Source organism: Streptomyces sp. NPDC028298 (assembly GCF_055565895.1).
This window is the reverse complement of the sequence record NZ_JBVHTL010000009.1, coordinates 376,770-394,609: the sequence shown is the minus strand read 5'-3', so window position 1 is coordinate 394,609 and position 17,840 is coordinate 376,770. Positions and strand designations below refer to the sequence as shown.

Sequence of the window (17,840 nt, the reverse complement as noted above, 5' to 3'; positions counted from 1 at the left end):
TGCCGTGGGAGCCGCAACTTCCCCGGTCGAAAGCCTTGTTGACACCCCGCGCTCCCTTTATAGTCGTAATGACCATGGTCAAGGTGACCATAAAGGGTCATCGACACGACGGGGGCGCGGGAGTGGACACGGGCAAGGGCCGCGCGCCGGGGGGTGCGGCACCCGAGGGCTATGACAAACACGCCTTCGAGCCCTTCGCCGTCACCGTCGACCTGGCCGTCCTGACCGTGCGCGCGGGCGCACTCCAGGTACTGCTGATCGAACGGGGCCAGGAACCGTACGCGGGCCGCTGGGCCCTGCCCGGCGGCTTCGTGCTGCCCCGCGAGTCCGCCGAGGCGGCGGCCCGGCGCGAACTCGCCGAGGAGACCGGCCTGTCGGACCTCTCGGGACTGCACCTGGAGCAGTTGCGCACCTACAGCGAACCCGACCGCGACCCCCGGATGAGGGTCGTCTCTGTCGCCTTCGCCGCCCTGCTGCCCGACCCGCCCGAACCGCGCGGCGGCGGCGACGCGGCACGGGCCGAGTGGCGGCCGTTCGACGCGCTCGGCCCGCTCGCCTTCGACCACGACCGGATCCTCGCCGACGCCCACGAACGCGTCGGCGCCAAACTGGAATACTCCTGTCTCGCCACGTCCTTCTGCCCGCCCGAGTTCACCCTCGGGGAGCTGCAGCACGTCTACGAGACGGTGTGGGGCACCCCGCTCGACCGGCCCAACTTCCGGCGCAAGGTCCTCGCCACGCCCGGATTCGTCGAACAGGTCCCCGGCGCCGCCCGCCTCACCGGCGGCCGCGGCAAACCCGCCGCCCTCTACCGCGCGGGCGACGCCAAGGTTCTGCATCCACCACTGCTGCGTCCCACCTCGTAAGGACGGCCCCGATGACCAGCACGACCCTCACCAAACGCGCCGCCACCGGTTCGCTCATCGGCCTGGCCCTCGGAGACGCGCTCGGGTTCCCCACCGAGTTCAACAGCGTGCCCGCGATACTCGAGAAGTTCGGCCCCTGGCGGCAGATGGCGCTGCCCCGGCCCGCGATCGTCACCGACGACACCCAGATGACCCTGGCGCTGGCCCACGGACTGCGCACCGCGACGGACCGCGGCCTGCTCGGCCCGCTGCGCATGGAACGGCCGGTGCGCGAGGAGTTCGTCAACTGGTACCAGTCGCCCGAGAACAACCGCGCCCCCGGCCGGACCTGCCTGGTCGCCTGCGACCTCCTCAAGGACGAGAAGCGCCGCTGGCAGGAGGCCAGCCAGACCGGCTCCAAGGGCTGCGGCGCCAACATGCGCGTGGCGCCCGTCGGGCTCGTCCGCGGACTGAGCGACGAACAGCGCGCGGGCGCCGCCCAGTTGCAGGCCGCGCTCACCCACGGCCACCCCACCGCGCTCGCCGCCTCGGACCTCACCGCGCACACCGTCCGGCTGCTCTCCCAGGGGGCCGAGCCCGCGGAACTGATCGGCCTGCTGCTCTCGTACGCGCACGAGAACCGGTACCGCTACCACTCCCGCTGGCTCGGCGACCTGTGGACCTTCTGCCACGACGCCACACCCGAGGCGTACATCTCCCGGGGCTGGGACGAGTGCATCACCGTCCTGGGCAACCTCCGTCAGGCCGTGCGCACCGCCTCGCCCGAGGACGACCCCTGCCTGGCCACCGGCGAGGGCTGGATCGCCGAGGAGGCGTTCGCCACCGGTCTGCTGTGCTTCCTGATGTTCGTCGACGAACCCGTCACCGCGCTGCGCCGGGCCGCCTGCACCTCGGGCGACTCCGACTCCATCGCCTGCCTGACCGGGGCGTTCGCCGGCGCCCACCACGGCTCCGAGGCCTGGCCGACCGACTGGGCCGACCGCGTCGAGTACCACAGCGACCTCATGTCCCTGGGGGCGCTCTGGGATGCTTGAGCCATGACAGACGTCCTCGGTCCCGGTGCCGACCTCGCGCGCGTGGTGGGCGAACAGCCCGACCCCGTCCTCTTCGCCACCGTCTCCGGGGCGCACCTGTACGGCTTCCCCTCCCGTGACTCGGACATCGACCTGCGCGGCGTCCACCTGCTGCCGACGGCCGCCCTCGTCGGGCTGGGCGAGCCGGAGGAGACCCGGTCGCGCATGTGGTTCCAGGACGGCACCGAGATGGACCTGGTCACCCACGACCTGCGCAAGTTCGTACGGCTGATGCTGCGGCGCAACGGCTATGTGCTGGAGCAGTTGCTGTCGCCGCTGGTCGTGCGCACGAGCGAGGAACACCGTGAGCTGATCTCGCTCGCCCCCGGGGTCCTCACCCGCCACCACGCCCACCACTACCGCGGCTTCGCGGCCACGCAGTGGCGGCTCTTCGAGAAGAGCGGCGAACTCAAGCCGCTCCTCTACACGTTCCGTGTGCTGCTCACCGGCATCCACCTCATGCGCAGCGGCGAGGTGCAGGCCGATCTGCCCACGCTGGCCGCACAGATCGCCTCACCCGCGTACCTCCCGGACCTGATCGCCGCGAAGGCGGAGCACGAGCACGGGCCCGCGGACCTCCCGCGCGACCGGGCCGAGGAGGACGTGGAGCGACTGCACGTCCTCCTGGACGAGGCGCAGGAGGTCTCCGAACTGCCGGACGCCGCCTCCGCGTACGACGCGCTGCACGCCTTCGTCGTCAGGGTCCGCCTCGACGGCTTCGGCGGAGGCGAGGACCTGGTCCCCGAAGGGCTAACGGTCCCCGGCGGAGTCCCGGAGCACTGAGGCCCGGCGGGTGCGGACGAGGAAGTCCTCCACGCGCGCGTGGTCCGGCTCGGGCGGCAGGGGGCTGCGGACGGCCGCCTCCTCGGCCTCCGTCGCCAGCCGGAGCATCCGGCGCTCGACCTCGGCCCAGGACACCTCGCCGCGCTTCACCGCGAGCAGCGGCTCGCGGTCCGCCCCGACGTCGATCGTCAGGGACCCGGTGCGCAGCAGGTCGCGCGAACTCGTCAGCAGACGCAGCAGATGCATGGCGTGCTTCCAGCGCGGGGCTCCGTGCGTGCGGACGTCGGCCTCCAGCTTCTTGCGCTGGCCCACGGCGTAGCGGGCGAACGTCTCGTGCGCCTGACGGGAGAGGAAGGCCCCACGCAGGGCGAGGAGTTCACGGCCGCAGTCGTCCGCGTACTCGACGAGCGGGGAGTGCAGGCACTCCAGGATGTTCGGGTTGGCGCGCAGCGCGAGCGCGCAGAACCGCTCCAGTTCCCAGCTGAACTGCTCCGGTGCCGGGCCCTCGACGTGCGTCGGCGGCTTCTCGAAGCGCCAGAACAGCGCGGTGGGGGCGAGGAAGACGCCCCGGAGGTCCGTGTCGCTGTCGTCCGTGGCCAGTCCGAAGGCGCGTGAGCCCATCACACAGGAGTAGATGGTGTGGTCCCGCACCAGCGAGAGGCCGGCCGCCGGGACCACCGAGGCGGGCGGGGCAGACGGTGCGGGCGGGTCGGACGGCACGACCCGCGCCGGTGACACCTGCCGCGCTGGCGTTGCCTGGTGGCCGGGGGCTGCCTGGGGTGCGGGGTGCTCGGAGCGCATGCCAGGAGCGTACGGGCCCGCTCACGCCAGCCGGATCGAGTTTCCCTGCACCGTGATCTTCTCCGCGGGCAGCGGACGCGGCGCGGGACCGGCCTTCACCGCCCCGTTCTCGACACTGAACCTGCTGCCGTGGCAGGGACAGTCGATCGTTCCGTCGGCCACCTTGTCCACCAGGCACCCCTGGTGCGTGCAGACCGCCGAGAAGGCCTTGAAGTCGCCCTTCGCCGGCTGGGTGACCACGACCTTCTGGTCCTTGAAGACCGTGCCTCCGCCGACCGGGATGTCGCTCGTGGTGGCGAGCTGCTGCCCGCTGGAGGCCTTCGGCGACGCGTCCGAGGAGCCGCCGCTGTCGCCGTACTGACTGCACGCCGCGAGCAGCGCGGACGCGCCCGTGGTGAGGATCACCGTGCGCCGCGTCGAGCGGTTGGTCATGTCGTCACTCCGAACGTGCGGAAGAACCAGAAGGCGGACGTCAGCCAGAGCGCCGTGAGCACGGCGAAGACGAGGCCGCCGACGACCGGCAGCAGCCAGCCGGGCAGGCGCTCCCAGCGGAGCAGCAGCATCTTGGCACTGAAGGCGCCGAAGAAGAAGCACCCCAGGAGCGAGTGCCACATGACGCGCGTGCTGTACGTCTGATAGCCCAACGCGTACAGACAGTGCACCGCGACCGGGACCGCCACCAGGAACGCGATCCGTCCCGACCACCGGTGCAGCGTCGCCGACCAGGACGGGCCCGGCAGCTTCCCGTACATCATGAGCGCCGACACGAGCTGCACGAGGGCGAAGAAGAACGCCGTCGTCGCCAGCCAGGACTTCACCGCGCCCGTGCTGCTGAACCCGGCGAGGTTGAACGCCGTTCCCGCCGGGTCGTGGACCTTGCCGTAGGCCCCGAGGGCGACCGCGACGGCCGCGCCGACCAGGGCCGGGACGAGGTAGCGGGCGGGGCTCGGGCCGTGGCCGGGCGGCCGGGAGGGGAAGCCCTGGGTGGCGGCGTTCGGGTCCACGGTCATGAACGGCTCCCTGTGGAGGAGGAGGTCAGGGGGTGACGGGACGGGCGACGATCTTCTGGCCGTCGATGGTCACGGCGCCGGTCTCCGGGTCGATCTCGGGCGCGGCCGAAGGAGTGCCGTCGCGGTCGACGACGCCGACCTGCCGTCCGCCGGGCAGCACGATCCAGCCGCCGTCGATCTTCGCGCCGCGCACGGTGGCCGTCGCCCGGTACAGGCCGGACGGCTTGACGGCCCGGTCGGCGGTGAACGCGTACCGCTGCCCGCCGACGTCGGCCGTGCCGCGGATCAGCTTGTCGTCCTTGAGGGTGCCGTTCAGCTCGTCGCCGTTCCCGCCCGTGAGCTTCATGGTGCCGTCGGCCTCGACCGCGCCCTTGAGCCAGGACTCCTTGTCGTGCCCGTCGCAGAAGTAGGCGATCGCCTTGCCGCCCCGCAGGGAGACCGCGACCGCGGAGGTGTCGTCGTCGGTGCGGCCCGCGTAGTCGGCGTTGGGCACGGCGGCGCGGGAGGGCGAAGGACTCGACGACCGCGACGGCGACGGAGGAACGGAGGCCGAGGGCGCGGTGGCCGACACCGAGACGCCCGGCGACGCCTCCTTGTACGGGTTCGACGCGCTCTTCGTCCCCGTCGTCGCGTTGAGCGTCAGCAGGAACACGCCGAGCACGAGCCCCGCGAGGAGCGTGAGAAGGGGTCCTGGTCGGTTCATCCGGTCCTCCCCCGGCGCGGGCCGCCTGCCATCAGCCATGAGAGCGGACGGGCGCGCCCGCGTCCAGAGGCGCACGGGCGCGTTCTCACCAGAGGTGACGGAATAGGGCGATTCGGGTGACATCGGCATGGCCGGACGACCGGGCCGGGCCGCGCCCGGCGTCTGCCCCGCGTCTCGTCAGACGGGCGCCGCGCACCCGCGCGCGAGGGGCTGACTACGCTGGTGTGACAGGACGTGCACACGGACCGGCGAGACGTTCGGACGGACCGGCGACACGTGCACACAGATCAGCGAGGAGCATCACCGTGGCGGTACGAGCGGTCCGGGGCGCCGTCCAACTGGAACGGGACGAGGCCGGACACATGGACGAGCAGGTCAGCGAGCTGCTCACCGCCATACTGGAGCGCAACGCGCTCACCACGGACGACCTGATCAGCATCTGGTTCACGGCGACCCCCGATCTGCACAGCGACTTCCCGGCGGCCGCGGCGCGCAAGCTCGGCATCGTCGACGTCCCGCTGATCTGCGCGCAGGAACTGGACATCGAGGGCGCGATGCCCCGGGTGGTCCGTGTTCTCGCCCACATCGAGTCCGACCGGCCGCGCGCCGAGGTCGTCCACGTCTACCTCGGCGCCGCGGGCGCACTGCGCAAGGACATCGCCCAGTGAGGACCGCGCTCGTCATCGGAACCGGGCTGATCGGCACGTCCGCCGCCCTCGCCCTCGCCGCCCGCGGCGTCGTCGTCCACCTCGCCGACCACGACCCGGAGCAGGCCCGTACGGCGGCCGCGCTCGGTGCCGGCACGGACGAGGCCCCCGAGGGGCCGGTCGACCTCGCGATCGTCGCCGCACCTCCCGCGCACGTCGCCGCGACCCTCGCCGACGCCATGAGCCGCGGTCTCGCCCGCGGCTACCTCGACGTCGCCAGCGTCAAGGGCGGCCCCCGCCGCGAGCTGGAGGCGCTCGGCCTCGACCTCACCCCGTACATCGGCACCCATCCCATGTCGGGCCGCGAGAAGTCCGGCCCGCTGGCCGCGAGCGGCGACCTCTTCGAGGGCCGGCCCTGGGTGCTCACCCCGACCCGGGACACGGACACCGAGGTCCTGAACCTCGCCCTGGAACTGGTCTCGCACTGCCGTGCCGTGCCCGTCGTCATGGACGCGGACGCCCACGACCGTGCCGTGGCGCTCGTCTCACACATGCCCCACCTGGTGTCCAGCATGGTCGCCGCGCGCCTGCAGCACGCGGAGGAGACGGCCGTACGGCTCTGCGGTCAGGGCATCCGCGACGTGACCCGGATCGCTGCCTCCGACCCGCGGATGTGGATCGACATCCTCTCCGCGAACCCGGGCCCCGTCGCGGACCTCCTCGCCGACGTCTCCGCCGACCTCGACGAGACCGTCCAGGCCCTGCGCGCCCTGCAGTCCTCCGACGAGGCCAAGCGCCGCGAGGGCGCCTCCGGCATCGAGGACGTCCTGCGCCGCGGCAACGCCGGCCAGGTCCGCGTCCCCGGCAAGCACGGCTCCGCGCCCCGCGTCTACGAGGTCGTGGCCGTCCTCATCGACGACCAGCCCGGCCAGCTCGCCCGCATCTTCGCCGACGCGGGGATGGCCGGCGTCAACATCGAGGACGTACGCATCGAGCACGCCACCGGTCAGCAGGCCGGTCTGGTGCAGCTCATGGTGGAGCCGAAGGCGGTGCCGGTGCTCGCCGCGGCCCTGCGGGAGCGGGGCTGGGCGCTGCGCCAGTAGGACCGGGGCCCTCCCGGTGAGCGGGCGCCGGGAAGGGCCAGTAATACGGGGTCCGCGGGGCCGGTAACCTTGTCCGGGGCGCGCTCGCGTCCCGCAGAGACCTCCACCCCGCACCAGGAAGGTGTTCCCACCGTGGACAACGGCGCCGCCCGTACCGCTCCGGCTGTGATTGTCGCCATCGACGGCCCCTCCGGCACGGGCAAGTCGAGCACCTCGAAGGCCGTGGCCGCGAAGCTCGGCCTGAGCTACCTGGACACGGGCGCCCAGTACCGCGCCATCACGTGGTGGATGGTCAGCAACGACATCGACATCACGGACCCCTCCGCGATCGCCGCCGCCGCGGGCAAGCCGGAGATCGTCTCCGGCACCGACCCGGCCGAGCCGACCATCACGGTCGACGGGACCGACGTCGCCGGCCCGATCCGGACGCAGGAGGTCACCTCCAAGGTCAGCGCGGTCAGCGCGGTGCCCGAGGTGCGTGCCCGCATCACCGAGCTGCAGCGCGCGCTCGCCGCGTCCGCGTCGGCCGGCATCGTCGTCGAGGGCCGGGACATCGGCACCACCGTGCTGCCCGACGCCGACCTGAAGATCTTCCTCACCGCCTCCCCGGAGGCGCGTGCCGCCCGCCGCAGCGGTGAGCTGAAGGGCGCGGACATCGCCGCCACCCGTGAGGCACTGGTCAAGCGGGACGCGGCCGACTCCAGCCGCAAGACCTCCCCCCTCGCCAAGGCGGACGACGCGGTCGAGGTGGACACCTCCGACCTCACGCTCCAGCAGGTCATCGAGTGTGTCGTCACCCTCGTCGAGGAGAAGCGGGCCGCCGCGTGAGCGCACCCTCCGAGAGAGGCGCCGAGGTCGGCCGCCGGATCGGCGTCGGCCTGATGTACGGGCTGTGGAAGCCGCGCGTGCTCGGCGCCTGGAAGGTCCCGGCGACCGGACCGGCGATCCTGGCCGTGAACCACTCGCACAACATCGACGGGCCGATGGTCATGGGCGTCGCGCCCAGGCCCACGCACTTCCTGATCAAGAAGGAGGCGTTCGTCGGCCCGCTCGACCCGTTCCTGCTCGGCATCGGCCAGCTCAAGGTCGACCGGGAGATCGCCGACCGCGCCGCCATCACCGACGCCCTCGGCGTCCTGGCGTCCGGCGGAGTCCTCGGGATCTTCCCCGAGGGCACCCGCGGCGAGGGCGACTTCGCCTCGCTGCGAGCCGGGCTCGCGTACTTCGCGGTGCGCAGCGGAGCCCCGATCGTCCCCGTCGCCGTACTGGGAAGCACCGAGCGGACCAGCCGGCTGACCAAGGCGCTGCCCCCGCTGCGCAGCAGGGTCGACGTCGTGTTCGGCGACCCCTTCGAAGCGGGCGACGGCAGCGGCCGGCGCACGCGACAGGCACTGGACGAGGCCACCGGCCGCATCCAGAAGCACCTCAGCGCCCACCTGGACAACGCCAGACATCTGACCGGGCGCCGGGAAAACACCGGGCGCCCCGCCGGGCGCTAGGCGACACTTAGTAGTGGATCACCCGGTTTGCGGTTGATCCACCGATCACCACGATGAACGACGAGGTACGGACTTCATGAACGACCACATCCAGCCCGACGGCTCGGCAGAGCACGATCACGGGGCGCTTGGCGATGCCGAGTACGCGGAGTTCATGGAGCTCGCCGCGGAAGAGGGCTTCGACATCGAGGACGTCGAGGGCGCGATCGAGGAGGCGGGCCACGGCCCGCTGCCCGTCCTCGCCGTCGTCGGCCGCCCGAACGTCGGCAAGTCGACCCTGGTGAACCGCATCATCGGCCGCCGCGAGGCGGTCGTCGAGGACAAGCCCGGCGTCACCCGCGACCGCGTCACCTACGAGGCCGAGTGGGCGGGCCGCCGCTTCAAGCTCGTCGACACCGGCGGCTGGGAGCAGGACGTCCTCGGCATCGACGCGTCCGTCGCCGCGCAGGCCGAGTACGCGATCGAGGCCGCCGACGCGGTCGTCTTCGTCGTCGACGCCAAGGTCGGCGCCACCGACACCGACGAGGCCGTCGTCCGCCTGCTCCGCAAGGCCGGCAAGCCCGTCGTCCTGTGCGCCAACAAGGTCGACGGCCCGAGCGGCGAGGCCGACGCCTCGTACCTGTGGTCCCTCGGTCTCGGCGAGCCCCACCCGGTCTCCGCCCTGCACGGCCGCGGCACCGGCGACATGCTCGACGCCGTCCTGGAGGCGCTGCCCGAGGCCCCGGCGCAGACCTTCGGCACCGCGGTCGGCGGACCCCGCCGCATCGCCCTCATCGGCCGCCCGAACGTCGGCAAGTCCTCGCTGCTGAACAAGGTGGCCAACGAGGACCGCGTCGTCGTCAACGAGATGGCGGGCACCACCCGCGACCCGGTCGACGAGCTGATCGAACTCGGCGGCGTGACCTGGAAGTTCGTCGACACGGCGGGCATCCGCAAGCGTGTCCACCTCCAGCAGGGCGCCGACTACTACGCCTCGCTGCGCACCGCCGCCGCCGTCGAGAAGGCGGAGGTCGCGGTCATCCTGATCGACGCGTCCGAGACCATCTCGGTGCAGGACCAGCGCATCGTCACCATGGCCGTCGAGGCCGGCCGCGCGATCGTCCTCGCCTTCAACAAGTGGGACACCCTCGACGAGGAGCGCCGCTACTACCTGGAGCGGGAGATCGAGACCGAGCTCCTCCAGGTGGCCTGGGCGCCCCGGGTGAACGTCTCGGCCCGCACCGGCCGGCACATGGAGAAGCTCGTCCCGGCGATCGAGACGGCCCTGGACGGCTGGGAGACCCGCGTCCCGACCGGCCGTCTGAACGCCTTCCTCGGCGAGCTGGTCGCCGCTCACCCGCACCCGGTGCGCGGCGGCAAGCAGCCCCGCATCCTGTTCGGCACGCAGGCGGGCACCAAGCCCCCGCGGTTCGTGCTCTTCGCCTCCGGCTTCATCGAGCACGGCTACCGCCGCTTCATCGAGCGCCGGCTGCGTGAGGAGTTCGGCTTCTCGGGCACGCCGATCCACATCTCGGTGCGGGTGCGCGAGAAGCGCGGCGCGAACAAGAAGAAGTAACGCCCACGGGCGAAGCGTGAGGGGCGGCTCCTTGGGGAGCCGCCCCTCACGCGTTGTCGTCCGCGGTCCTCGCCGCTACACGCCCCTGCGTGGCGCGGGCGGCAGCGCGGCCGGGATGTGGTGCATCCCGGTGCCGTGCTGGCGGGCGCCCGGCTGCCAGACGGATGGCGTGGCCGAGGTGTGCCCCTGCTGTGCCGCGATCTGCCGGGCCGTCTGCGCCCCCGCGCTGTACGAGCTGTACGTGCCCGAAGAGCTGAACGAGTTCGAACCGCGTCCGAGGATCCCGAAGGCCTTGAAGCCCATGTTCTCCTCACCGTGGCGGTCGCCGGGCAGGGTCCTGAACGCCCTGATCCACTCGGCGTAGAGCGCGTCGTAGATCGGCGTGGCCGATGAGCCGCCCTGATGGGAGTCCAGCACCGGACTCGACGCCGGCACCTCTCTGCTCGAACGGAGGGGGGAGCCAGAGGGGGGGACCGGCTGAAAGGGCCGGTGGCCGGGGACGTCGTAGGTGTGCACGTACGTGCCAACGACCCCGCCGCCCGACGGATGCGGCCGGAACGGTCATTTCGCGAGGCGTCCGGAGTGAGGGCGCGCGCGGGGGCGCGGGGAACCGTGCGGGCACCCCACGGCGGCCGGCCTCGGCCACCTGCCCGCGGTTCCCCGCGCCCCCGTTCGCCGGGACTCAGATGCCGGCGAGCGGCATCGCCGCCGCGACCAGCTTTCCGTTGGCCGCGGCCTTGTCGAGCGCGTCGCGCAGCAGGTCCTCCCGCGGCTGACGGCCGATGGAGCCGACCGGCGCCGCGAACAGGAGCACCTGCTGGAGCTTGTTGGCGGCGGCGCGCCAGCCGTCGGTGACCTGGAGCGCCTGGTGGGCCTGCCACCAGGCGACGGGCGAGCCGCCGCCGGCGCCCGGCTGGAGCACGGCGTGGAGCTGGCCCGCCGCGAGCAGCACGGACCAGCCGTGCAGGACCGCCGGGACCGAGTTCAGTTCGGTGGCGGGCATGAAGCCCTGCTCGATCAGCAGGGGCAGGAAGTCGTCGCCGATGTCGGTCGAGCCGGGGCGCACGATCGGACCGGTCGGCTCGACCACGAGCGCCGGGTGGAGCTCGCCGTTGATCAGGACGAGTCCGCTGGTGACACCGAGCACGGCCTGCTCGGGGACGGGGTCGGAAGGCGCGCCGTCGGGGTGGATCGAGCGGACGGCGCCCTGGAGTTGTTCCTCGGTGACCTGCACGACCTGCGAGGGCAGGCAGGTGGCGTGGGCGAAGGCGAGGACGGCGGTCTCGTCGCCGATGAACAGGACGGTGCTGGTGCGCTCCTGTTCCGAGTCGCCCGGGGTGCGGCACGACGTGCAGTCGTAACTGCCGGGGGCGTTCTCTCCGGCGAGCAGCCGGTCGGCTTCTTCGTCGCCGATCTCGGCGCGTACGTCGTCGCTGACGTCGAGCATGCGCGGCACGGTGGCTCCTCGGGATGCGGTGCGTGGCGGTGCCGGGTGGCTCCCGGCCCATGAACCGGGGGGTTCCCGGCTCATGAAGATGTCAACGGGTGATCTGTGGCCGGAGTCACGCCCGAGGGCGAACGGAATCGAACCATCCGACGCCCAGGGTGAAAGCGCCCCCGGAATTGGTTACTCCCAGTCAACTTCCAGGAGGCCTAAGGAAGTTGACTGGGTGAAGTAAGTCACAGATCACATCGGGCGGGGGTCGACAAATCCGGAAATCACCCTATGAAGTGGGTGGCCGAAAATCGATGATACCTGCGGTAACCGTTAACTGGCCTCGAATGACAAGGAGTTGGTTGATATCGGGGCGCCCGGGTCCATAGATTCCTCCGCCGTGTGCAACGAGCACCGCTCGGGTACGTCCGCCGGCCGATCCGCTTCGGATCACAGCACGCCGCCGGTGGACGGGTCGGAGCGCGAGGGCCGCGTCCTACGCGCAGGTCACCGCGTCCCGTCCTGGGGGACCCCGGGTGTTTCGAGAGGGAACTACATGTCCGCATGTGCCGACAGCACTCACGAGAACGGCCACAAGGCTCGTACCGCGAACAAGACACGTACGACAGCGGTCCTCGCCGGGGCGGCACTGCTCGCCCCGCTCGGACTGCTCGCCGCGACCGGTGAGGCCGCGGCGGCCGACAGTGGAGTGTGGGACCGCATCGCCCAGTGCGAGAGCGGCGGCAACTGGCACATCAACACCGGCAACGGCTACTACGGGGGACTCCAGTTCTCCGCCGGCACCTGGCGCGCCTACGGCGGCGCGGCGTACGCGCCGACCGCCGACCAGGCCTCCAGGAGCGCGCAGATAGCCGTCGCCACCAAGGTCCAGAGCGCACAGGGCTGGGGCGCCTGGCCCACCTGTTCGGCCCGGGCCGGCGCCTACGGCAGCGCGCCCGGCTCCTCGGGGTCCGGGGGGTCGACGGGGTCCGCGAGCACCAAGCCGGCCTCGAAGCCGGCCCAAAAGTCCGTCCCGGCGAAGCGGGAAGCGGCAAAGACGCCGTCCCGTGCGCCGGGCCACGTGAACCGCGGCTCGTCCCGCGGCGACTACACCGTCCGCGAAGGCGACACCCTGAGTGTCATCGCCGCGCGGCACGGGACCACCTGGCGGAAGATCTACGCCGCCAACCAGTCCGTGATCGGCGGTGATCCCGACCTGATCGTGCCCGGCCAGCGGCTCGACATCTGAGCCACGCTCCCCCTCGCGCCGGGCACGGGCCCGGTCCGGTCCCGGCGACCGGACCGGGCGTCGCCGGGCGGGCGGGACGCCACGGACACACCCCAGGCCCCGCCCGGTCCTCCGACCGGGTGGGGCCCCGGGCGTGCCGGGCACGGGCTCGGCGGGCGAGCGGGACCCGCTGCTTAGCGTGGCCCGATGCCCTTCATGCCGAGCAGGCGGATTCCGCCGACCGCACGCACCGCGTCCCGGCTGCCGACCGCTCGTGTGCGGTACGCGGCCGTCGCCGCCGCCCTCCTGGCCGCCCTCGTCCCCGGCTCCGCGAACGCCGCGGACACGGCGGCACCGCCCCCGCTCCCGGGCCCGAGATCCGTCCGCGGGGCCTTCGACTGCGCGAACGACGAATGGCCCTGGACCTGCCTCGCCGAGTGCGAGAGCGGCGGCCGCTGGCACGCGAACACCGGGAACGGCTTCTACGGCGGGCTCCAGTTCTGGCAGCCCACCTGGATCCGGTTCGGCGGGCTCGCCTACGCGCCGCGCGCCGATCTCGCCACCCGCGCCCAGCAGATCAAGGTCGCCAAGAAGGTGCTGGCCGAACAGGGCTGGGGCGCCTGGCCCGAGTGCTCGAAGTCGTACGGGCTGCAAGGGCCCTTCCACGTGGTGAAGGCGGGCGAGACGCTCGTGTCGATCGCCCGCAAGTACAAGGTGCCGGGCGGCTGGCGCACGCTCTACAACGTCAACAAGAAGAAGGTCGGCGCCAGCCCCGACCGGCTGGCCAAGGGCCTCCAGCTCGTCATCCCGAAGGCGGGTGGCGCCTCCCGCGCCGCGGGTCCCGCCCTGTTCGGGCCGCCCCTGAACCCGGTGGCCCACCGTTCAGCGCCACCGTCTCTGCGGCTTCTCCGCTGAACACGACCGCGCCACGGCGCAGTTCATGGACGTACGTCGTCCTCCCCGGCCGCTCGCGCAGTCCCGGCGGCAGCCGCTGCTCGGCGATCACCACGCACGCGTCGAGGGCACCGAGCAGCGCGTACGTCCGGGCCGCGACCGCCGGTGACATGCCCTGCGCGGGTTCGTCGACGAGCACCACGCGCGCGCGGGGCGACAGGGCGCGGGTCAGGGCCAGCATGCGCTGTTCGCCGCCGGAGAGGGTGCCCGCGTGGCGCGGGAGCAGCGGGGCCAGTTCCGGGTAGGCCTCCAGCGCCACCGGCAGGCCGGCCGCCCCGAGTTCGAGGTTCTCCCGGACGGTCAGGGAGGCGAACACCGCCCGGCGCTCCGGGACGAGGCACAGCCCGCGCCGGGCCCGCTCGAACGCGGGCAGCCGGGTCACGTCGGCGCCGTCCCAGACGACGGCACCGGACGCGAGCGGCACGGACCCGGCCAGCGCGCGCAACGCGGTCGTACGGCCGGAGCCGTTGCGTCCCAGCAGCACGGTGAGGCCGGGGCCCGGGGCCACCAGGCTCACGCCGTGCAGGGCCTCCAGGGGGCCGTAGCGGACGCGCGCGTCGCGCAGGGCGATGGTCATCCGCCGGTCCTCGTGTCCAGGACGCGGTCGGCGGGACCCGAGGTGACGATCCGTCCGGCCGCCATGACGTGGACGGTGTGCGCCAGGTCGGCGACCAGATCGAGGTCGTGCTCGACGACCAGGAGGGCCATGCCGTCCGCGGCCAGCGCCCGCAGGACCCGGGCCAGCGCGGCCACCTCGGCGGTGTCGAGACCGGCCGCGGGCTCGTCGAGCAGCAGCACCCGGGGGTTCCCGGCGAGGGCCCGGGCCAGCTCCACGCGCCGGAGCGTGCCGGTCGGGAGGCCCGCCGCCGGCAGTGACCGCACCGGCCCGTCGAGGCCGAACAGCCGCAGCGCCCGCTCCACCGACCCCCGGTCGGCGGTCCGGCCCTGCTCGGCGCCCACGCGCACGTTCTCCGCGACGGACAGCGACGGGAAGACGGCCAGTTGCTGGAAGGTCCGGGCCACGCCCAGCCGGGTCCGGGCGTGCGCCGCCAGCCGGGTGATGTCCCGCCCCGCCAGCAGCACCTGTCCGTCCGAGGGGCGCAGGGTGCCGGCGAGACAGTGGAAGAGGGTGCTCTTCCCGGCCCCGTTGGGCCCCACGAGCGCGGTGACCCGTCCGGGCGGGACGTCGAGGGCGACCCCGTCGAGAGCGGTGAACCCGCCGTAGACGACACGAAGCCGACGGGCGGTCAGCCCCTGGCCCCCACTCCCGGACCGAACCCCTCCGCCCCCGGCCCGCGCCCCCACGCCGCCCCGTCCGGCGACCGAGGCCCCCACACCCGACGCCCCCACACCCGACACGCCCGCGCCCGCACGGGGCCCGGGTTCCCGGCCGGTGCCGGTGGGCGCCGGGTGGCTCGCGCTGGGCGCGGTTTCCTGGCCGGTGGGCGCGGTGGGCGCGGTGGGCGCGGTGGGCGCGGTGGGCGCGGTGGGCGCGGTGGGCGTGGTGGGTTCCGGGTGGGGTCCGGGTCTCCGGCCCGTACCGGTGGGCGCCGTGCGGTCCGGGCCAGGCCCGGCTTTCGGGCCGATGCCGGCCGGTGCTGCCGGGCCCCGGCGGGGTCCGGGTTTCCGGCCGGTGCCGGGCAGGGCGGTCGTGGCCGCTGTGGTGTCCTTCGCCGTGATCGGCCTCGTGGCCCGCACGGCGCCCTTCGCCGGAACGGGCCCCGTGACCGCCGCAGGCCCGAGGGCTTCGTGGCCCCCGGCGGCGGCGCGCAGGTGGTGGCGGGTCCGGGTGCCCAGCGGGGTGAGGGTCGCCCGGGGGCGGCGGAGCCGGGTCGTGGCCGCGCGCAGGGCCTCGTACGGGCCCTCGGGGAAGCGGCCGACGAGGACGGCGAGGAGGCCGATCAGGGCGGCCGCCACCCCGCCGCGGGCCCCCGCGTCGAGCCCGACGAGCAGCGCGGCGGCGACCAGCGCCCCGAGGACGCTGTCGGCGCCGAGCACGACGACCGCCGCGAACCAGAGCAGGCTGCGGACCGGGTCGTACTGCGTGGCGTCGAAGGCGCGCAGCCCCATGCCGAGCATGGCCCCGCCGAGCGCGGCCAGCGCGGCCCCCGCCACGAACGCGGTCAGTTTCAGCTCGGGGACGCGCACGCCCGCCGCCGACGCGCCCGCCTCGTGGTCCCGCATGGCGGCGAGGGCCCGGCCCGTCCTGCCCCGGCGCAGGCCGTGCGCGGCGAGCACGGCGCCGGCCAGCAGGACGAGTTCGAGTACGTAGTACGCGCGGTCGCCGCCGAACCCGGCCGGCCGGTCCAGGGACAGGCCCGCCACCGCGTACGGCTGCGCGAACACGAACCGGCTGACCCCCACGCCCACCGCGAAGGTGGCCACGGCGAGCGCCAGGCCGTGCCGTTCGATGGCCGGCCAGCCGGTCAGCACCCCGAGCGGGGCCACCAGGAGCACGGCCACCGCGAGCGCGGCCAGTTCGGGCAGCCGGGGCAGCCCCGGGAACCTGCCGGCGGCCAGCAGGGCCGTGAACAGGGCGCCCAGACCGGCGTACGCGGCCTGCCCCAGCGAGATCTGGCCGCCGCGGCCGGTGACCACGACCAGCGACAGCAGGACGACGCCGAGCGCGGGCACCTGCACCGCCGTGTGCAGGTCCGAGCCGGCGAGCCCCAGCGGCAGCAGGAACAGCACGACGGCCACGGCCCAGGCCCCGGGCGGGGTCGGCACGCGGACCGTCGCCGGGCGCGGGAGCGCGTCACGGGTGCCGATGCCGGGCAGGACGAGCGCGGCGACGAGCAGCGCGACCACGAAGAGGTTGGCGCCGACCGCCAGCAGCAGCGGCTCCGCCCAGCCCGAGGGGTGCAGCCGGGTGAGCTGGCTCTGGGCGACACCGATGCCGAGCGCGACCACGATCGCCACCGTGAGGCTGCGCATGCGGGCCGCCACGGCGACGGCCATGACCTCGATGACGAGCAGCGGCAGGCCGTACGGGTCGAGCCGCACGTACGGCGCGAGGAGCACGCCCGTCAGGCCCGCCGTGAACGAGCCGAAGGCCCAGCCCGCCGCGGCCACCCGGTCCGCGTCGATCCCGCCGAGCACCGCGAGCGGCCGGTCGTCGACGACCGCCCGCAGCTCCGTCCCGAAGCGGGTCCAGCGTGTCACCGCGCCCACCCCCGCGGCCAGCGCGACAACCACCGCGAGCTGCCCCCACGGATCCGCCGACACCAGCGTCGGCGCGTCCGCCCGCGCACCGGTGCCCCACACGAGCGCCGCCCCGCCGACCAGCAGCACGAACACCCCGATGCTCGCCACCAGGGTCTGTGCCGGATCGCCGCCGAGCACGGCCAGTGGCCGGAACACGAAGCGCTCCAGGGCCATCCCGATCGCCGGGGCCACCAGCAGCAGGGTCACCGTGGCGCCGAGCGCGAGCGGCCAGCCCCACTCGACCGTGAACTGGCGCAGCAGATACGCGCACACCATCGCGATCGCGCCGTGCGCGAAGTTGAGCACCCCGGTGGCGCGGTAGGTGACGATCAGCCCGATGCCGGTGAGCGCGGCGGCGGCACCGATCGAGAGCCCGGCCAGGGTGAGGTCGTACGTCAACGAGGACATCAGTCGCCCGGACCGGCGGAAGGGACGTCCCCGGCGTCGGGCTCGGCGTCGGGCTCGCAGATCGGGCACGGCCCCAGGTCCCCGCTCGCGAGGACGCGCGAGTCGGCCGGCACGGCCTCCGGCTTCCCGGCCACGAGGGGACAGTCCGCCCGGTGGTACAGGGTGCCGCCGGGCACCATCAGGAGGTCCCCGGCCGCGGCCGGCGCCACGGCAGCCGCCGGCCCCGGCTCCTCCTCGGCGGACCCCGCCGCCACCAGCAGTCCGTACAGCTCCTCGACGCGCGCCGTCGCCGAGGCGTTCCGGCCGTGGGTGAGCAGCACCGACCCGGCGACGATCAGCGCGGCACCGGGCAGCGTGCAGGAGGCGAGGTAGGGGAGCTGGCGTTCCGCGTACCGCTCGCCCGAGATGCCGTACCAGCCGACGACACACAGCACCGCCCCGGCGGCCAGCGCGGCCCAGCCGGCCCACAGGACGGGGTGCGCGCTGCGCGGTCGAGCTGTCCGCATCCGGACTCCCACACGTCGGGTATCTGTCCATGTCAGCCGATGGCTTGCACTATGCCTTCTGGAAG

19 protein-coding genes are annotated in these 17,840 nt (G+C 73.5%); 10 read left to right on the top strand and 9 right to left on the bottom strand.

Going from position 1 to position 17,840, the window contains the following annotated elements:
* Positions 1-74 precede the first annotated feature (74 nt).
* The 3 genes from ACZ4TO_RS34575 to ACZ4TO_RS34565 are packed head-to-tail and all read left to right on the top strand — an operon-like array spanning position 75 to position 2,722.
* A complete protein-coding gene (locus ACZ4TO_RS34575; RefSeq protein WP_382789523.1) occupies positions 75-866 on the top strand; it encodes an NUDIX hydrolase in 792 nt (263 codons plus the stop codon).
* Between the two features lie 11 nt (positions 867-877).
* The gene (locus tag ACZ4TO_RS34570) at positions 878-1,900 is read left to right on the top strand and encodes an ADP-ribosylglycohydrolase family protein (RefSeq protein ID WP_468026272.1); all 1,023 of its coding nucleotides are present in this window, start codon (positions 878-880) and stop codon (positions 1,898-1,900) included.
* Positions 1,901-1,903: 3 nt separating this feature from the next.
* The gene (locus tag ACZ4TO_RS34565) at positions 1,904-2,722 is read left to right on the top strand and encodes a nucleotidyltransferase domain-containing protein (RefSeq protein WP_468026271.1); all 819 of its coding nucleotides are present in this window, start codon (positions 1,904-1,906) and stop codon (positions 2,720-2,722) included.
* Here ACZ4TO_RS34565 and ACZ4TO_RS34560 read toward each other — a convergent pair.
* From ACZ4TO_RS34560 to ACZ4TO_RS34545, 4 genes are all read right to left on the bottom strand, one after another.
* A complete protein-coding gene (locus tag ACZ4TO_RS34560) occupies positions 2,690-3,343 on the bottom strand; it encodes a nucleotidyltransferase domain-containing protein (protein WP_468026290.1) in 654 nt (217 codons plus the stop codon). The two genes, ACZ4TO_RS34565 and ACZ4TO_RS34560, sit on opposite strands and share 33 nt — an antisense overlap.
* 201 nt (positions 3,344-3,544) lie before the next feature.
* Positions 3,545-3,955 (bottom strand): Rieske (2Fe-2S) protein, encoded by a 411-nt coding sequence (locus ACZ4TO_RS34555; RefSeq protein WP_382789516.1) that lies wholly within the window; start codon positions 3,953-3,955, stop codon positions 3,545-3,547.
* Positions 3,952-4,533 carry a DUF6529 family protein gene (locus ACZ4TO_RS34550; protein WP_382789513.1) on the bottom strand — a complete coding sequence of 194 codons (582 nt, stop codon included), beginning with the start codon at positions 4,531-4,533 and terminating at the stop codon, positions 3,952-3,954. The genes ACZ4TO_RS34555 and ACZ4TO_RS34550 overlap by 4 nt, the downstream gene beginning before the upstream one ends.
* 25 nt (positions 4,534-4,558) lie before the next feature.
* Positions 4,559-5,236: a hypothetical protein gene (locus ACZ4TO_RS34545; protein WP_468026270.1), complete on the bottom strand. Its 678-nt coding sequence runs from the start codon at positions 5,234-5,236 to the stop codon at positions 4,559-4,561.
* Positions 5,237-5,541: 305 nt separating this feature from the next.
* On the opposite strand from ACZ4TO_RS34545, the gene aroH reads away from it, so the two are divergent.
* The 5 genes from aroH (at position 5,542) to der (ending at position 10,040) form a co-directional block, all read left to right on the top strand.
* Complete coding sequence (gene aroH, locus ACZ4TO_RS34540) at positions 5,542-5,904, top strand: chorismate mutase (protein WP_328454065.1); 363 nt, start codon at positions 5,542-5,544, stop codon at positions 5,902-5,904.
* On the top strand, positions 5,901-6,986 hold the full coding sequence (locus ACZ4TO_RS34535; protein WP_382789504.1) for a prephenate dehydrogenase: 1,086 nt from the start codon (positions 5,901-5,903) through the stop codon (positions 6,984-6,986). Before aroH ends, ACZ4TO_RS34535 begins: the two co-directional genes overlap by 4 nt.
* 132 nt (positions 6,987-7,118) lie before the next feature.
* Positions 7,119-7,814: a (d)CMP kinase gene (gene cmk / locus ACZ4TO_RS34530; RefSeq protein ID WP_382789501.1), complete on the top strand. Its 696-nt coding sequence runs from the start codon at positions 7,119-7,121 to the stop codon at positions 7,812-7,814.
* Complete coding sequence (locus ACZ4TO_RS34525) at positions 7,772-8,485, top strand: lysophospholipid acyltransferase family protein (RefSeq protein ID WP_382789499.1); 714 nt, start codon at positions 7,772-7,774, stop codon at positions 8,483-8,485. The genes cmk and ACZ4TO_RS34525 overlap by 43 nt, the downstream gene beginning before the upstream one ends.
* Before the next feature lie 76 nt (positions 8,486-8,561).
* Positions 8,562-10,040 (top strand): ribosome biogenesis GTPase Der, encoded by a 1,479-nt coding sequence (gene der, locus ACZ4TO_RS34520; protein WP_382789496.1) that lies wholly within the window; start codon positions 8,562-8,564, stop codon positions 10,038-10,040.
* Positions 10,041-10,115: 75 nt separating this feature from the next.
* On the opposite strand, the gene ACZ4TO_RS34515 is transcribed toward der, so the two are convergent.
* The gene (locus ACZ4TO_RS34515) at positions 10,116-10,475 is read right to left on the bottom strand and encodes a hypothetical protein (protein WP_468026269.1); all 360 of its coding nucleotides are present in this window, start codon (positions 10,473-10,475) and stop codon (positions 10,116-10,118) included.
* A 247-nt stretch (positions 10,476-10,722) separates the two neighbouring features.
* Positions 10,723-11,496, bottom strand: a complete 774-nt coding sequence (locus ACZ4TO_RS34510; protein WP_468026268.1) for a hypothetical protein — start codon at positions 11,494-11,496, stop codon at positions 10,723-10,725.
* 535 nt (positions 11,497-12,031) lie between these two features.
* On the opposite strand from ACZ4TO_RS34510, the gene ACZ4TO_RS34505 reads away from it, so the two are divergent.
* Both ACZ4TO_RS34505 and ACZ4TO_RS34500 read left to right on the top strand, forming a co-directional pair.
* The gene (locus ACZ4TO_RS34505; protein WP_382789488.1) at positions 12,032-12,724 is read left to right on the top strand and encodes a transglycosylase family protein; all 693 of its coding nucleotides are present in this window, start codon (positions 12,032-12,034) and stop codon (positions 12,722-12,724) included.
* 186 nt (positions 12,725-12,910) lie between these two features.
* Complete coding sequence (locus tag ACZ4TO_RS34500) at positions 12,911-13,618, top strand: LysM peptidoglycan-binding domain-containing protein (protein WP_382789484.1); 708 nt, start codon at positions 12,911-12,913, stop codon at positions 13,616-13,618.
* On the opposite strand, the gene ACZ4TO_RS34495 is transcribed toward ACZ4TO_RS34500, so the two are convergent.
* Genes ACZ4TO_RS34495 through ACZ4TO_RS34485 form a run of 3 tightly spaced genes read right to left on the bottom strand, consistent with a single transcriptional unit; the run spans position 13,506 to position 17,775 of the window.
* Positions 13,506-14,234 carry an ABC transporter ATP-binding protein gene (locus tag ACZ4TO_RS34495; RefSeq protein WP_468026267.1) on the bottom strand — a complete coding sequence of 243 codons (729 nt, stop codon included), beginning with the start codon at positions 14,232-14,234 and terminating at the stop codon, positions 13,506-13,508. The genes ACZ4TO_RS34500 and ACZ4TO_RS34495 overlap by 113 nt on opposite strands.
* Positions 14,231-17,269: an ABC transporter permease subunit gene (locus tag ACZ4TO_RS34490; RefSeq protein WP_468026266.1), complete on the bottom strand. Its 3,039-nt coding sequence runs from the start codon at positions 17,267-17,269 to the stop codon at positions 14,231-14,233. The genes ACZ4TO_RS34495 and ACZ4TO_RS34490 overlap by 4 nt, the downstream gene beginning before the upstream one ends.
* Positions 17,269-17,775: a hypothetical protein gene (locus ACZ4TO_RS34485; RefSeq protein WP_468026265.1), complete on the bottom strand. Its 507-nt coding sequence runs from the start codon at positions 17,773-17,775 to the stop codon at positions 17,269-17,271. Before ACZ4TO_RS34485 ends, ACZ4TO_RS34490 begins: the two co-directional genes overlap by 1 nt.
* Between the last annotated feature and the right edge of the window lie 65 nt (positions 17,776-17,840).